Origin of the sequence: Sutcliffiella horikoshii (genome assembly GCF_008180725.1) — a bacterium.
Lineage (GTDB): Bacteria > Bacillota > Bacilli > Bacillales > Bacillaceae_I > Sutcliffiella_A > Sutcliffiella_A horikoshii_B.
The window spans coordinates 218,891-235,766 of the sequence record NZ_VTEV01000005.1 but is presented as its reverse complement, the minus strand read 5'-3'; the positions used below and the strand labels follow the sequence as shown (position 1 = coordinate 235,766).

The 16,876-nt window shown below is 41.0% G+C and carries 12 protein-coding genes; 8 read left to right on the top strand and 4 right to left on the bottom strand.

Features of this window, described 5'->3' with window-relative positions; genetic code table 11:
- Positions 1-86: 86 nt before the first annotated feature.
- From FZC76_RS13450 to FZC76_RS13440, 3 genes are all read left to right on the top strand, one after another.
- Entirely contained in the window at positions 87-1,829 is a 1,743-nt protein-coding gene (locus FZC76_RS13450; RefSeq protein WP_148988689.1) for an ABC transporter ATP-binding protein, read from the top strand.
- Complete coding sequence (locus FZC76_RS13445; protein ID WP_148988688.1) at positions 1,810-3,618, top strand: ABC transporter ATP-binding protein; 1,809 nt, start codon at positions 1,810-1,812, stop codon at positions 3,616-3,618. The genes FZC76_RS13450 and FZC76_RS13445 overlap by 20 nt, the downstream gene beginning before the upstream one ends.
- A 266-nt stretch (positions 3,619-3,884) precedes the next feature.
- The gene (locus FZC76_RS13440; protein ID WP_148989038.1) at positions 3,885-5,348 is read left to right on the top strand and encodes an alanine/glycine:cation symporter family protein; all 1,464 of its coding nucleotides are present in this window, start codon (positions 3,885-3,887) and stop codon (positions 5,346-5,348) included.
- 48 nt (positions 5,349-5,396) lie between these two features.
- On the opposite strand, the gene FZC76_RS13435 is transcribed toward FZC76_RS13440, so the two are convergent.
- The gene (locus FZC76_RS13435) at positions 5,397-6,362 is read right to left on the bottom strand and encodes an EAL domain-containing protein (RefSeq protein WP_148988687.1); all 966 of its coding nucleotides are present in this window, start codon (positions 6,360-6,362) and stop codon (positions 5,397-5,399) included.
- Positions 6,363-6,573: 211 nt separating this feature from the next.
- On the opposite strand from FZC76_RS13435, the gene FZC76_RS13430 reads away from it, so the two are divergent.
- Positions 6,574-7,857, top strand: coding sequence for an ATP-binding protein (locus FZC76_RS13430; protein WP_148988686.1), 1,284 nt, complete (start codon positions 6,574-6,576; stop codon positions 7,855-7,857).
- A gap of 49 nt (positions 7,858-7,906) precedes the next feature.
- On the opposite strand, the gene FZC76_RS13425 is transcribed toward FZC76_RS13430, so the two are convergent.
- On the bottom strand, positions 7,907-9,433 hold the full coding sequence (locus FZC76_RS13425) for an FAD-dependent oxidoreductase (protein ID WP_148988685.1): 1,527 nt from the start codon (positions 9,431-9,433) through the stop codon (positions 7,907-7,909).
- Between the two features lie 172 nt (positions 9,434-9,605).
- Between FZC76_RS13425 and FZC76_RS13420 the strand changes: the two genes are divergently transcribed.
- The gene (locus tag FZC76_RS13420; RefSeq protein WP_148988684.1) at positions 9,606-10,946 is read left to right on the top strand and encodes a DEAD/DEAH box helicase; all 1,341 of its coding nucleotides are present in this window, start codon (positions 9,606-9,608) and stop codon (positions 10,944-10,946) included.
- Positions 10,947-11,511: 565 nt separating this feature from the next.
- Entirely contained in the window at positions 11,512-12,324 is an 813-nt protein-coding gene (locus tag FZC76_RS13415; RefSeq protein WP_148988683.1) for an N-acetylmuramoyl-L-alanine amidase, read from the top strand.
- Positions 12,325-12,398: 74 nt separating this feature from the next.
- Here the strand turns inward: FZC76_RS13415 and FZC76_RS13410 are convergent, their stop codons facing one another.
- Positions 12,399-13,610, bottom strand: coding sequence for a cytochrome P450 (locus FZC76_RS13410; protein WP_148988682.1), 1,212 nt, complete (start codon positions 13,608-13,610; stop codon positions 12,399-12,401).
- Positions 13,611-14,045: 435 nt separating this feature from the next.
- Here FZC76_RS13410 and FZC76_RS13405 point away from each other — a divergent pair, with 435 nt between their 5' ends.
- A complete protein-coding gene (locus FZC76_RS13405) occupies positions 14,046-15,227 on the top strand; it encodes an FxLYD domain-containing protein (protein ID WP_148988681.1) in 1,182 nt (393 codons plus the stop codon).
- A gap of 39 nt (positions 15,228-15,266) precedes the next feature.
- Positions 15,267-16,397, top strand: coding sequence for a S1C family serine protease (locus FZC76_RS13400; RefSeq protein ID WP_148988680.1), 1,131 nt, complete (start codon positions 15,267-15,269; stop codon positions 16,395-16,397).
- 46 nt (positions 16,398-16,443) lie between these two features.
- Here FZC76_RS13400 and FZC76_RS13395 read toward each other — a convergent pair whose 3' ends face one another.
- Complete coding sequence (locus FZC76_RS13395) at positions 16,444-16,863, bottom strand: C40 family peptidase (protein ID WP_187442070.1); 420 nt, start codon at positions 16,861-16,863, stop codon at positions 16,444-16,446.
- Positions 16,864-16,876: the final 13 nt, after the last annotated feature.

The window sequence follows — 16,876 nt, the reverse complement described above, 5'->3', positions numbered from 1 at the left end:
AAAACGAAATATCATGTGCGTTCAAAATAGATTTACTCATTTCAACGCAGACTAAACAGAGAGAAAGGTTTGGAGGATTACGTATTATGGGGAGAATTTTTTCATACTTAAAACCGTATAGGTTGGCCGTAGCAATTGCCTTGCTCCTTATGCTGACAGAACTCGTTGTAGAGCTGTTGCATCCGCTTCTAATGGCCAAAATAATTGATGAGGGGATCCTGACAGGCGACTTGGATGCGGTGATGAAATGGGGAGGCATCATGGTGCTGTTCTCCTTTATCGCCTTTGCTGCAGGAGTTACTAACTCCTTTTTTGCCGCACATGTCAGCCAAAGTTTCGGATTCGACATTAGAAGAGGGTTGTTTGGAAAAATACAGTCGTTTTCGTTTGCGAATTTCAGCTTGTTTCCGACTTCATCCCTCATCACAAGAATGACAAACGATGTGACCCAAATTCAAAATACTGTCTTTATGAGCTTGCGAATCATGCTCCGTGCACCGCTTCTTGTGGTAGGTGGCGTAATTATGGCTTTAATTGTAAATTGGCAGCTAGCTCTTTTCCTTGTCATTGGAGTACCGGTTCTTTTCCTTTTCCTTGTATGGGTGATGAAAAAGGGTGGGGCGCTGTTCAAAGCTGTACAGGAAAAACTGGATGGCGTTAATAATGTTATGAGGGAAAACCTTGGGGGCATCCGCTTGATTAAAGCTTTTCTCCGTAAAAAGCATGAAATTAAACGGTTTGGTAATGCAAGCGAAGAATTGAAGGATCAGACGGTATCTGCACTTCGACTAATGGAGATCACTATGCCGATTCTCCTTCTAATTATGAACGGAAGTATCCTTGCTGTCCTCTGGTTTGGTACGATTGGTGTTTCAAACGGCGGAGCACAGGTTGGGGAGGTTGTCGCAATCGTCAACTATGCGACCAGAATCACCGGTGCACTATCTATCTTTTCTTTTATCATCATGGCATTTGCCCGTGCAAAAGCCTCTGCTCACCGGATAACGGACGTGTTGGAGGAAGAAATTGACCTAGTGGATAAGGTAGACGTGGATAAGGAAGCGACATTCCTTAATGGAGAAATTGAATTTGAATCTGTATCGTTTCGTTATCCCAATACAGACATTCCGGTTTTAGAGGATATCAACTTCCGTGCGGATGCAGGATCGACCGTTGCTATTATGGGAGCCACAGGTGCTGGGAAATCATCTTTATTTCAATTGATTCCTAGGCTTTACGATGTGGATCAAGGAGTCATCCGGGTAGACGGGAAAGATCTCACCGATTTGTCCCTGAAAAAGCTAAGAAAACAAATTGGCTATGTGCCACAAGAAGCACTTCTTTTTTCTGGAACGGTAAAAGAGAATATCGCCTGGGGTAAAGAGGATGCAACATTAGAAGAAATCATTCAGGTAGCGAAGGATGCACAAATACATGACACCATCGATCGCTTGCCTAAAAAATATGAGACTGTTCTTGGCCAAAAAGGGGTCAATCTTTCTGGAGGGCAAAAACAACGCCTTTCCATTGCTCGCGCCCTTGTTAGAAAACCGAAGATTCTAATGTTAGATGACAGTACAAGTGCACTTGATCTAAAAACAGAAGCAAAGTTGCTTTCGGCCATTAAGAAATATCAATGCACGATGTTCATTGTGACGCAAAAGGTAAGCACGGCTATGGAAGCAGATAAAATCTTACTCATTGAAGACGGTAGGCTACTGGAAGAGGGAAGTCATGAGAAGCTTATGGCAACCTCGGAACTTTACATGAAAATTTATCAGTCGCAGTTTGGAACGGAGGTGGCAGAGCATGTCCAAGCGTATAAGTAGTAGTGCCGCCGTTGCAAGTAAAGCTAATCCTAAGCCGAAAGCAAAGGATTGGAAGGGAACCATTAAACGGGTTTGGAGATATTTAGGGGAAAATAAAGGCTTATTGATACTCGTCATGCTAATGGTGGTTGCTAGCTCCGCCTTAGGGCTTTTGGGTCCTTTTATTGTCGGAATGGCCATTGATAATTATGTAGTGGAACAAAATACTTCAGGACTTTTAAATGTCCTAATAGGACTTGTTTTCATTTATATTTTCTATTCTCTATCCATGTGGCTGCAGAACTACTGGATGGTCGGGATCGCTCAAAACACGGTATTGAAGATGAGAACGCAGCTGTTTGAACATTTACACAAGCTGCCGATTCCCTATTTTGATAAGAGGCAGCATGGTGAATTAATGAGCCGTGTTACCAATGATATGGAAAATGTCAGTTCGACGTTAAACAGTTCTGTCATTCAGATTTTCTCCAGTATCTTGACCTTGGTTGGAACTGTGTCGGTCATGTTATATCTAAGTCCAATGCTTACAGCCATTACACTAATAATCGTGCCAGTCATGTTCTTTGGATTAAGATGGATCACAAACCGAACAGGCCCCTTGTTCAAGCAAACCCAAAAGAACCTTGGAGAACTGAATGGATATATTGAAGAAACAATCTCAGGACAGAGGATCGTGAAAACATTCTCCCAAGAAGACAAGGTGATGGAGGAATTTACGGAAAAAAGCTTGAATCTGAAGAAATCCGCATACTGGGCCCAAACCTATTCAGGATTTATCCCAAAGCTTATGAACATGTTGAATAACTTAAGTTTTGCCATCATCGCTGGAGTTGGTGGAATACTGGCATTAAATTCGCAATCGGGAATAACCATTGGAGTTATCGTTATTTTCGCAGAGTACTCCAGACAATTCACGCGTCCGTTAAATGATCTTGCCAACCAGTTCAATACTTTGTTGTCTGCTGTCGCAGGGGCGGAGCGGGTGTTTGATGTGCTTGATGAAGAAGAGGAAGAAAGTGATGAAACCGAGGCAATAGAACTGGAAACAGTAAGAGGTGAAGTAGAGTTTCGGGATGCTTCCTTCTCTTATGAGGACGATGACATGACTATTCGCAACATAAGTTTTCATGTGGACGCAGGGGATACAGTAGCGTTTGTTGGTCCGACGGGTGCCGGTAAGACAACGGTCATCAATTTAATATCGAGGTTCTATGATCTCGATAGTGGCAGTATCCTTTTGGATGGTCACCCCATCAATAGAATTAAACGCTCGAATTTACGAAAACATATGGCCTTCGTTTTACAGGATTCGTTTCTTTTTGAAGGGACGGTTCGAGAAAATATCCGCTACGGAAGACTGGATGCTACAGACGCGGAAGTAGAGGAAGCGGCAAAAATGGCCAATGCACATTCCTTTATCAGAAAATTGCCAGGAGGATTTGATTTCAAGCTGAAGCAGGACGGAAGCGGAATTAGTCAAGGACAGAAACAGTTATTGTCCATTGCGCGTGCAGTGTTAGCAAATCCTACTATCTTAATACTTGATGAAGCAACAAGTAGCATTGATACTATTACAGAGATGAAAATCCAGGAAGCTCTTCAACGCTTGATGGAGGGAAGAACTAGCTTTGTTATCGCCCATCGCTTGAATACCATTCAAAGTGCCGATCAGATTCTGGTATTGAAAGAAGGGGAAATCATTGAAAAAGGGTCCCACAGTCAATTGTTGACAGAACAAGGATTTTACTATGATTTGTTTACTAGTCAGTTAAAGAAGGAAGTAGGGTAATAAGGAATATTTGTTGCACCTGTACGTTCATGGATAGCTATCATGAACGTACAGGTGCTTTTTCGCTCAAGTTCTACAAATAATAAAAAAATCATGTAATTTTCCCCGGGAAATACGTCGTCCTATAAAGGTTCTTGTCTTAATGGCGCTTTTATTGTAAGAGACATGTATTGTCTATTTTCCGAATATGATTTATAATGCAGTACAGAATGAAAATTCTAAATATTACAAATAAGTTAAAGGGGGATTACAATTTGGAAGCATTTATGCAAGATCCGATTGGTGGTTTAGTAAGTCTTCTTTGGAGCACACCTATGATTGTTTTCTGTTTGGGAGTCGGATTGTTATTTACCATTTTGACAAAGTTTGTACAAGTAAGACTATTCGGGGATATGGTGAAGCAAATATTCTCCGGTAAATCGTCTAAAGCAGGGGTTTCTTCCTTTCAGGCATTATCCATTTCATTATCAGGACGTGTAGGAACCGGAAATATTGCTGGTACAGCAACTGCTATTGCGATGGGGGGACCTGGTGCCGTATTTTGGATGTGGACCATCGCTTTTATAGGAGCAGCGAGTGCATTTGTTGAATCCGCTCTAGCTCAAGTATACAAATCAAAGCAAGATGGAGAATATCGTGGGGGTCCAGCTTATTACATAGAAAAAGGTATTGGCTGGAAATGGTATGGAGTTGTCTTCGCATCTGCTGCACTTTTAGCAATGAGTCTATTAATGCCAGGTTTGCAGGCTAATGCGATTGGGACAGGATTAAATAATGCTTTTGGAATTAATAAGCAAGTAATTGCAATTACATTAGTTATTATCATAGGATTAATTATTTTTGGTGGAGTTAAACGTATTGCGTCTGTTGCTCAACTCGTCGTTCCTTTCATGGCGGTAGCATACATGTTAGTAGCTTTTGGTATCATTATCATGAATATTACAGAGTTACCGGCAGTATTCGGATTAATCTTCCGTAGTGCTTTTGGCTTTGATTCTGCGTTTGGTGGAATCATTGGGGCAGCTATTGCTTGGGGCGTTAAACGTGGTATCTTCTCCAATGAAGCGGGTCAAGGTACTGGACCGCATGCAGCAGCTGCTGCTGAGGTATCACACCCAGCTAAACAAGGGTTAGTTCAAGCGTTCTCTATCTATATTGATACCATTCTAGTTTGTTCGGCTACAGCATTCATGATCCTTTTCACAGGATCTTATAATGTGGTAGATCCAGCAAACGAGGGACAATTCCTTGTCAATAACCTTGGTGCAGGAGTTGAAGCAGGAGCGGAATACACTCAGGCTGCCGTTGAGACCGTCTTACCAGGCTTCGGTGCTGGTTTTGTAGGGATTGCATTGTTATTCTTCGCATTTACAACCATCATGGCTTATTACTATATTGCGGAAACGAATGTTGCTTACTTGGTTAGAGGAAGAAGCAATAAAATCCCGATGTTCATATTAAAGGTTGTTCTTTTAGCTGCCACTTACTTTGGGGTGGTCAGAACTACTCAAGTAGCATGGAATTTGGGGGATATTGGACTTGGACTGATGGTATGGCTCAATCTGATTGCACTTCTCCTGCTTGCGAAACCTGCCCTTGCAGTGTTGAGGGATTATGATGAACAAAGGAAGCAAGGTGTGGATCCTGTATTTAACCCTGACAAATTGGGTATTAAAAATGCGGAATTCTGGACAGAGGAATACAAGAAAGACGATGAAAAAGCTTCATAATACATGATTAGAAAATCCCTCACAATTGCGGTGAGGGATTTTCTTCGTCTACAAGGCTAAAACTGGCGTTAATATATTTGGGGCGGGCTTACCAATCAGATAGCCTTGTCCATAATGGATTCCAATATCGCGGCAGAATTTCAATTCTTCCATTCTTTCAATTCCTTCTGCCAACACTTTGATATTCAGTTTGGTGGCAACATTAAGGACGCTTTTTAAGAAGAGTTGCTTTTCTAGTATCGTATCACAGTGGGAAACATAATCACGGTCAATTTTGACAAAGTCTGGTTGTAGCTTTTCGAGTATTTCCAAAGTAGAATATCCTGCACCAACATCATCTAGTGCCACTTGCATTCCAGATTTCTTATATGTTTTAAATATTGATTCTAAATGGTCGATATCATGAATTTTTTCTGATTCTACCACTTCAAAAACGAGCTGATCAGGTGAAATATGATTTTCTCTTACAATTTTGAAAGTATGTTGCAGGCAATATTCTGGATTGTAAATGGATGATGGCAGGAAGTTGATAAATAATTTTACGTGAGAAGGAATCTGTTGCTTACTACCTGAAACAATGGAACTTTCTCGAGCCTTTTGGTCTAAATAGTTATGTAGATTCGTTTCACGGGCGAATTCAAATAGTTTAAATGGTGGAACAGACTGCCCCTTAAAGTGTGGGCGTAACAAACACTCGTATGCAATTAGTTCATCGTTGTTCTGTAAATCTATGATTGGTTGAAAATGTGTGGTAAAGGAATTGGATGTAATTAACTCTAATAGATCATAATTTTTCACCAATTCCAACAATTGATCTGGTGGATAAAAGCCCCGTTGAGAAGAAGTTTTCACCAAAACGTCTGATTTTTTATTTTGGTTATCTATTTCTTGAAGGAGCTGCTCTAAATCTTCAAGAGATTCATAAAGGTATTCTTCTTGAATTTCCTCTCTTTTTATAAAAAGTACTCCAGAATGTTCAATCTTGTCAGGTACCCCGCAATCCGTACAGTGCATATAAATCACCCCTTCTCATATATAGGATAATTTTACTATTAATTTATTGTTCGCATAAGTTTTTAGACTGAAATGTTGAAAAAAAGGTTTGAATAGATGGAAAGTAGTAGAATTGATACATTTTTTGACGGATTGTACAAGGGATTTCTCTAATGTTGTCGAAACATAACTATACGATACAATTTGAGTGTATGGTTAGGAGCGGGCTTGTATGTTGGCGGAAAAACTACTTTTACATGTATTGATCATTTTAGCACCGGTGCTGATTTATTATGTTGTTTCCGAAAATAAAAGGTTTGGTCAATCGCCATATTTTATTGGGATCTTGCAGGGGATTTCTGCGAGTCTATGTTTACTTTTTGCGTTCTATGATTATGGCCTCTATTGGGACTTGAGATATATACCGTTGGTGCTAGCCATCCTCTATGGTGGACCAAAGGCCGGGGTTATTGTGCTCGCTGCCACTCTTGGGACAAGAACATACCTTGGAGGCGATGCTTTGGCATTTGGCTATATTAGCGGTCTTGTTGCAGCAGCCATTCCATTTTTGATGCTAAGGCGATTTAATAAAGTGCAAACGAAGAAAAAAAGAATCGGTGTTGCTGTGCTTGTAGGGTTATGGCCAAACTTTGTCATGCTAGCAATCTTAATAGCATATCTGGTCAGTTCACCAACTGTAAACGATGGACCAAATCTACTATTATACATCTTTTTATTCGGACTGATTCAAGTAGTAGGTGTCGGTTTCGCGTCTACCTTACACGAAGCGGTACTTGAACGAGAATTAATGAAACAGGAAATCAGGCGCGCGGAAAAGTTAAATACATTAGGTGAACTTGCAGCGTCCATTGCCCATGAAGTAAGAAATCCGTTAACTGTTGTAAAAGGGTTTCTTCAGCTCATGCATAGAGAGGACAAGGGGAAGAATTATCAATATATTGGACTCGTATTAAGTGAATTGGCAAGAGCGGAGTCCATCATAAATGATTACCTTAATTTTGCCAAACCAGAGTTCAAAAAAATTGAAAAAGTGGATCTGGGAGATTTATTGAATGATGTAAAAATGCTGTTAAATCCATTAGCGGTAAAAGAAGGTATTCATCTTGAAAGTTATCTGGAGAAGAATGTATATATGGAAACGGATAAAAACCAGTTTAAACAAGCACTTGTCAACATACTAAAAAACGCAATTGAAGCAACTCCTCAAGATGGCAGAGTCTATATCAAGTTGTTTTCCAATGCATCAGGTATCCAGATCCTCATAAAGGATACAGGAAAAGGCATGACCAAGGAGCAAGTGTCTCGAATCGGGACCTTATTTTATACGACGAAGGATAAGGGGACAGGTCTTGGCACCACTGTTTCGATGCGAATCATTGATACGATGAACGGGAAGGTTGTGTATTCATCCGAAATTGGGAAAGGGACAGAAGTGAAGATTTCTTTTCCGCCTGTGAGGCAAGAGGTACAGGCTAGGAAGGAATCGGTTGTGTGATATAAAAGAAGAGACTGTCCAAAACTTGGACAGTCTCTTCTTTTTATTTTTACAATTTTTCCAAAGGTTTATCAGCCGGGCCTTCTAGTACATCGCCATAGATGGAGAAGCGTGAGCCGTGGCAAGGGCAATCCCAACTTCTGTCACCGTGGTTCCATTCTACTTCACATCCAAGATGCGTGCAGGTCGTGTCGACGCAGTGCACTTCACCTTTGTCGTCTTTGTAAGCACCTGCACGGCGACCGTTGATCATCACGACTCCGCCTTCATCTAATCCAAGATCTTCTAGCTTTTTTGAAGGACGGTCGAGCTTGCCTTCAATGAGGTGTCCGGCAACATTCATGTTAGAGCTGATGAACTTTTTCAGGCTCGGATCGGCAACAAAACGAGATGGTGAGAACAAGTTTTCATAAGCGTTCTTCCTGCCAAGAATTAAATCCTGTAGGAGCAGTGCCGCTGCCGTTCCGTTTGTCATACCCCATTTCCTATAGCCTGTTGCAATGAAGATATTTGGATGCCCAGACGTAATTCGACCGATATAAGGGACTTTGTCTAACGTATACAAATCCTGTGCAGACCATCGATACATAATTTCCTTGATTCCAAGCACTTCTTCGCCGAAACTTTTCAATGCTTCGTAGTGTTTTAACGTATCTTTGCCTTGACCTGTCCGGTGGCCGTCTCCACCAATTAAGGCAACCTTTTCTCCATTAATCGTCACATAACGTAAAGACCTTGATGGCTGACCAGCACTGTAATACATACCCTCCGGTGGTTCTTTTTCTGTTTTGGCAGCAAGCACATAGGAACGCTCCGCATACATTCTTGTAAAAAAGAAACCATTGCCATCGTAGAAAGGAAAATGAGAGCCAGCAACAATATAATCACACTCAATCTTGGCTCCACTCTTCGTCACTACTGATAATCCACGGGACTCCTCCACATCTGTCGCTACTGTATGTTCATATATTTCCCCGCCCTTTTCTACAATGCCATCTACTAACACCTTCAAATATTGCAGCGGGTGAAACTGGGCCTGATTTTTCATCACGACGACAGATTTAGACTCAATCGAAAAAGGAATGTCATAAGTTAAATCACCATCGATTCCCAGCTTTTGATAAGCCTCGAATTCTTTTCTTACTTTTTGGTCATCCTGCTCTGTTTGAGAATAAATATAGGCATTCTGTTCACTAAAGTCACATTGAATCCGTTTAAGGTCCACAAGGTCTCTGATAAAATGAAGCCCTTCCTGGTTTGCTTGGTAATAAAGTTTTGCTTTTTCCTGACCTAAATGCTGTAGGAACTCATCATAAATCAGACCGTGTTGAGCAGTCACTTTCGCTGTTGTATGGCCGGTTGTGCCGTTAAGGATTTGATCTGCATCAATAAGAATGACCTTTAGGCCTTCCTGAGCAAGCTGATAGGCTGTCGTTATTCCTGTAATGCCGCCTCCCACTATACATACATTCGTTTTTTTATTTTCGTTTAATGTAGGAAAAGAGGGAAGTGATGCTGAGTCCCGCCAATAGGCTTCTGGCCCTTTTGGAAGTTCGTTGAAATTTGATTGATCCATTACGTATTTCCTCCTCAGTGGGATAAAGATATACATAATTTTTCCAAAAGTAAGGAAAACATGTATCTTTTTAGCGGAAATGACAAGGATATTTCTATTGGAACCTCTAAGGAAAAAGGGTAGAATGGAGAATAGCGTAAAACCCCGTATGAGGGTCATAAAGGAGAAAAAAATGTCTACAACTTTTATAAATACATTACAACCTTTTATACAAAACATTTGGGAGAATAGTGAATTTGTCGCTGCAACTCCTGTTCAAGAGCAGGCAATTCCAGTCATTCTAGAGGGAAAAGACCTTCTTGTCGAGTCACCGACAGGTACAGGTAAAACGTTAGCGTACTTATTGCCTATCATTGAGCGTATTGATTTATCTAAACAGCATCCACAAGCGCTGATTGTGGCACCTTCCAAAGAACTTGCCATGCAGATATTAGAACAAATCCAGAAATGGACAGAAGGAAGCGAAATTACTGGCGCATCCTTCATCGGCGGAGCCAATGTGAAACGCCAAATTGAAAAGCTGAAAAAACGACCGCACATCCTCGTTGGAACACCTGGCCGACTGCAGGAGTTAATTCAAATGAAGAAAATTAAGATGCATGAAGTGCAGACCATTGTCATGGATGAAGCGGATCAGTTGTTTGTACCGGAACACAAAAAGACCATTGAAAATATCATTAAATCTTCTATGCAAGAGAGGCAGCTACTATTGTTCTCGGCTACATTAAAAGAGGAGACTGAAAAGCAGGCAGTGGATCTGTTGAAAGAACCTCTAGTTATCAAGGTTACCAAGGCTGACTTGCCGCCAGCTCGAGTAGAGCATTTGTACACAGTGGTAGATCAGCGAGATAAAGCAAACGTCCTGGCTAATTTGCTTCGTGAGCCCGGGATTAAAGCATTGGCATTTGTACGTGATATTGGAAACCTTGCTGTATTAACGGAAAAACTCATTTATAAACAGTTGAATGTCGGATTCTTGCATTCTGAATCCTCCAAACAAGAGCGTGAGAATGCCATGAAAAACTTCAGAAAAGATGAGTATCCGGTTCTGCTTGCAACAGATGTGGCAGCAAGAGGTCTTGATATTAAAGAATTAAGTCATGTTATCCATTACGACCTACCTGAAGAAGTGGAAAGTTATGTTCACCGTTCCGGAAGAACAGGCCGTCAAGGAGCAGAAGGAACTGTTATTTCCATTGTTAGTGAGCGTGAAGAGCGGAGACTAAAGCAGTTTGCACGTGAGCTTGGCTTGATACTTGAAAAGAGAGTGGTGTTCGGCGGAAAGCTTGTTGGTGAAGACCAACTGAAGCCAGGGAAGTCTGGTTCTGGTGGGGGACGCGGCAAAGCTGGAAGTGCGAAAAAATCTGTTGGGAAGAAGGCCAATGGCACGAAGGGATCTTTTGGACAACAGAAAACAAGTGCCAAAGCTGGAGTTGTCAGCGGTTCTTCCAAAGGCGGACAGAATGCTAAACCGAAGAAGCAAGGTTTAAAGAAACAAGGTAAGAAAAAATAAATATAGGATTCGATGTTACATGGACCATTCCGATTTAGGGATGGTTTTTGTTGTTTTAGGAGACTGGGGATTCCGTTCTTCCCACTTTCTGAGGTCTTTGTGGCGTATGAAGAATTGCTGTTTTTTTAGGAAAATGCTGATATTTTTGGTGTAAAAATTTAGTTCGGACATTTACCTTCTCTCTTCGGACAATTGACGACGGGAAAATGAGGGGGTTCGGACAATTCAACTGGGTAGTTCGGTCAACTTTTACTATGGGTTCGGTCATTCAATTTTTTGGTTCGGTCAAATTATGAAAAACTTCGGTCAACAATTCCAAATCTTTGGTCAACTTTCCAAAAACTCCGGTCAACTTTTAAAAATCTTCGGACAATTTAAAAATCACCAGCTAAAACGACCTACTAGAAGCAGCATATTTAAACAAGTGTCAAATCAATTACCATAACGCTTCCGCCCCCGGGTAGCAATCCCCTTTATCTTACCTGTACCTTGTCCTCTGAATGTGTTCTACCCAGAACCTTTAAGACGAGCTGGAATAATATGTATATTGGAAGGAGTGTAATCTATGGTAAGAATATCTTGGTCAGCTGGTCATGGTTTTAATACGCCTGGAAAAAGGACACCTGACGGAATGCGAGAATGGGAATTTAATAGTGCGGTAGTGGTAGAAGCAATAAAATTGCTTGAACAATATCAAGAAGTCTTGCAATTAAGACTTGATGATCCAACTGGAGAAAGAGATGTGCCTCTTCAAGAAAGGTCGAATCGTTCTAATAGTTGGGATGCTGATGTGCATATTGATGTCCATGCAAATGCTTTTGGCAATGGTGGATGGAATGACGTCAACGGAATTGAGACATTTGTATATACAACAAGACCTCCTATGGATGTTACGTTGGCGACAAACGTCCAGAAAAGGTTGATCGCCAATACTAAAAGGCCAGATAGGGGGGTGAAAGCAGAAAATTTTCACATGTTAAGAGAAACTACAGCAGTCTCTATACTAGTTGAATGCGGCTTCATGACGAACAGGGAAGAAGCAGCACTACTGAAGTCAGCTGCTTACAGAAAACTTTGTGCCCAATCTATTATTGAAGGCGTAGTAGAAACGTATAGCTTAAAATTGAAGGAGGAAGACTTTGTGTTAGAAAGAGCCATTGTAATTAATAGTTTTGCAGATTTTCCAGTAGCTGAATTGTTAGCTAATTTTGTAAAAGCGCCTATCTACACTAGAAGGGTAGCGGAGAGTGGTAATTTCGCAAAAGAATTATTAGTAGTGGGTGGTAACGCGAATGGAATACAAGCTGACCGCATTACCTTGCTAGCGGGAAGAGATCGTTTTGAAACAGCCGCTAGAGTAAAAGAGTATATTGGTTAAAATAAAGTAGTATAAGGGAGGTGGTCCGTGTACGGCTGATACAGGACCACTTTTTCCATATTTAATACAACTCCCTACTCCACTCTCCCTTTAAACTTCAACGCCTCAAAGCCCCGAAATACAATATTATTTCTTCTAACCGGTTCTTCAAGTATTTCTACATCATGTACGCGTTGGAGAAGTACCTCCAATGCTATGACAGCTTCTAGTCTTGCAAGTGGGGCTCCTAAGCAAAAGTGAGGTCCCGATGCAAAGGAAAGGTGCTTTACATTTTCTCTCGATACATTAAAAACATCAGGATACTCATGAATGTTAGGGTCACGGTTGGCTGCACCTAGAGCAATAAGTGCCGTCTGTGCCTTTTTTAGTTGTTGTCCGCCATATTCCATATCCTCTCCTACCCACCTTGAGGTAAGCAGGACCGGTGGATCATAACGCAGAATCTCTTCAACCGCATTTCCAATCAAGGAAGGGTTTTCTAAAAGCTTTTTCATTTCATCTACGTGCGTAAGTAACAGATGGTATCCGTTTGTAATTAGATTAACGGTTGTTTCATGACCAGCAATTAATAGCAACAAACAAGTCGCAACAAGTTCGTCTTCGTTTAACTTATCTCCAGAGTCGGAAACAGCAATGAGTCCGCTCAATAAGTCTTCTCCTGGACTCACCCGTTTAGCCGCAATCAGGTTTCGCATGTAACGGTCTGCCTCCTCTAGGTATGGGGCAACCGCTTCTAAATCAGCTTGGGTTGTATTAAAATCAATGAATTTTACGAATGAATCAGACCAGACGCGGAATCGCTCGCGATCCTCTTTTGGTACTCCGATTAACTCTGTGATGACCATGACGGGTAGGGAATATGCAAAGTCACGAATTAGTTCATGTTCCACCTTGCCTTTTCTTGCATCCAAAAGATAGTTTGCCATCTCTACAATAGTTGGTCGCAGGCGCTCGGTCATCCTGGGAGTGAAAGCTTTATTGACCAGCCCGCGGAGCCTGGTATGGTTTGGTGCATCTCGGAAAAGCATCATGTTCCGATTGAGCATCACAACTGGCAGTAATGTTTGTGGGATAGGTGGCATTTGCTCGTCTGGCACAATGTTTCTTATTTCTTTAATAAACCTCGAATCTTTTAAAACAGACTCTACTTCCTTGTATCCAGTTATCAACCATCCATTCACATTGAAGAATGAAACCCACTGGATAGGATTGATATCATGTGCTTGTTTGAACATTTCATATGGGTTGTCAATAAATGTTTTTACCGACTCTGTTTGTACACTCATTAAAGTACCTCCCTAGAATAACTACAAGGCCACTGAAGAAATCTTTGAATTTAGATATTGTTTAGACGCCGCTGTGGATTTCCGCAAATGGCTTCGTTTATCCTTTGGGCGCTGCTTGAGCCTCAGCGGCTTTGCCTGCGGGGTCTCATCCTAGCACTATCTCCCTAAGGAGTCTTCGCCTTTTGCTTTAATCCACAGCGCGAGAATACAAAATACTATATGATATTAGTATTCTAGTGGCCTTGATAACTTCTCCACATTAACCATTCGCTAAAAAGCGGGGAAATCCTTGATGAAAATACAAAAAAGGAAAAAGTTTCTACCTTTTTTCTCCAGAAATACCGACCTCATTTGACACTTATCTAGCAATCTATTGTAAAATGGTGTAATAACTATGATGAGTTAATTACCTAGAGTGATGGAGGCTTATATTGAATGTTTTGTCACAAATGTGGTAGGAAAGTGACGTCCGATGCAAATTTTTGCTTTAATTGTGGAGCGAATTTGAAGGATGAAGTGGAGCAAAATGAAGAGCAATGGTTAGAAGGTAGAGGAAAAAATAAGAAAAAGCGTTTTACATATATGCCATTTTTACCTCCCATTATTAGTTTAGTGTTAATCGCTGGAACCATTGGGTGGTATTACAATCATGAACAAAGTGTCAATGCAGAAGTGCTTGCCATAAAAAAAGAAGCAGAAGACTTGGCCGTGCAAGGGGAATATGACAAGGCAAAGGAAGAGTTGGCCGGTGCCATGGCATTAAGACCATCTTATCATGTGTTAAGAAACAACTTAGAAGTGGTCAAAATTGCGGAAGAGGTTAACGGGGAGTTAGAGGAAGTTAAAGAGCAGATCAAGACGAAGAAATTTGAAGATGCCGAAAAAAACCTGACAAGGCTCCGTGAGAAAATTACTAGGTTGGATGGACCATTGATTCAGCCATTAAAAGAAGATGTGTCTGAAAAGGATGTCATGATTAAAGTAGGAAAAATAAATAATGAACTCGATCAGCTAAAAACGGTGGATGATCTTTCAAGAAAGCTTGCCGTTATTTCTTCCATCCCCTCAGAAGAAGGGAAAGCGGTTAAAGAGCAGATATTAAACCGCATCGTACAAATTACTGTGGAGGATGCGGAAGAGAAAATCGAGCAAAAGCAATTTACCAATGCGATGACTCTAGCTGACAGAGGGCTTCAATATGCGGTGAATGACAAGCGTCTACTATCTTTGAAAGAAAAAATCGAGCAGTCCCGTCAAGAGTTTGAACAGGCGGAATTTGATCGAATAGAAAAGGCTATGGAAGCTGCAGCGAAAGAAGATTTGAAAAATAAAAACGCAGCCCTGGAAATTGTCAACTTTAAGGCAGAAGAGGATGAAGTCGGAGGGATGACCGTCACTGGAGAAGTAAAGAATATCGTGTCAGCAACTGTGTCCTCCATTACCGTCTACTATAATATTTTAAGCAAAGATAAAACTGTTTTAGACACAGGCTTTACTACCGTTTACCCATTCAAATTGGAGCCAGGTAAAAAAGGTAAATTTGAAGACTATTATTATGGTGTATTTGAAGATGTGACAGTGGAAATAGAGAACATCACATGGGTTGTAGAAGAGTAGAACGTTACCGAAACAGCCAAACAAAAAGTAGGTGTAGGAATGAATGTAAGATGGTTCATCAGTATCATCATGACAATAATTTTGATTAGTGGAGGGCTACTTGGGTATTTTCATATAAAAAATACTGTCCCCGCTCAATTAACGGCTCCGTCTAAATTATATCTAGAGTCGGAAGTAGTAGAAAAAGAGAATGTTCCCCAGGCATTAAAGGAAATAATTTTTGAATCTCAAAAGTTGGTTGTGAAGATTGAATTACCCGACGGATCGTTTGGATCAGGATTTTTATACAATAACAAAGGCGATGTTATTACCAATGCACATGTCGTAGCAAATGCAAAAGACGTGAAAGTATCCTCTGCAGATTCTAAGGAACTGACAGGAGAAGTAATAGGGATTAGTATCGATACGGATATTGCTGTAGTGCGCGTTCCTGAGCTTGAAGGCACTAAACCATTCAAACTTGCAGAAACTAGAAAAGCAGAACTAGGCGATGATGTTATCGCTTTAGGAAGTCCTTTAGGTCTGCAAAATACAGTCACAACAGGGATTATTAGTGGTGTCGGCCGGGAGTTTGAAATTGATTCATTCAAGTATGAGGATGTTTTTCAAATTTCTGCACCAATTGCTCCTGGAAATAGTGGCGGACCGCTTATTGATACAAAAACAGGGGAAGTGGTAGGAATCAACTCCGCTACGATGGATCAAGGCGTTATTGGCTTCAGCATTCCTTTAGTTAATGTCATGCCGATGGTAGAAAGCTGGTCAGAGTCTCCAATGGAATCACTGCCAAGGATTGGAGCCAACACAACTGGCAATAGTGCGGGAGAAACATCAACTAATGTTGATATTGCAGAATACCTTGTCAATTATTTTTACGAAAGCATCAACTATCGAGACTATGTGACAGCCTACTCGTTGCTAGGAAGCAGTTGGCAATCTAAAACGGCGTATGAGGATTTTCGTGCCGGGTATTTGGATTTCTTAACCATTGAAGTTGATGATTTGCTTTCTAAACAGAATGGCAACAACGTGGAAGTTATCACGGTCATTACGGCCCAAGAACGTTCGGAAAAAGGAGTATCTTACAAAAAATTTAAGGTTACCTTTGAATTGGGACTTGAGAATGATCAGATGAAAATCCTCTCAGAGAAGCGGGAGAGTATGGAATAGAAAAATAGAAAGGCCAAGCGATTTATGCTTTGGCCTTTTTGATTACTCATTTTGACTTAGAATTCCCGATTATCCGTCTTGCGCCTACCAGTCTTGTTCTCCAATAAGGATCCAAAGAGGCAATTGCCACTTTCTTTTCTACCCTGGATGTGTGTAAGATGGAATTATTCCCAATGAAGATTGCAACATGACCGATCTTGTTTAGTCCTTTCAATTTTGCACGTTTGGAAGTGGTGAAGAACAGAAGATCTCCGCGCCTGACAGAAGAGAGTGGGACAGTTTTTCCTAAAAGATACTGTTGTCTAGAAGTTCTCGGCAAAATAATGCCATGTGCACCATATACATATTGAACAAAGGAACTGCAATCAAATCTGTCCGTCTCCCCGGTATGCGCACCAAAAACATATGGCGTACCAAGTAAATCCATGCCACTTTTAATAATTCGTCTTGCCTTTTGTAGGGACATATTAAATACTCCT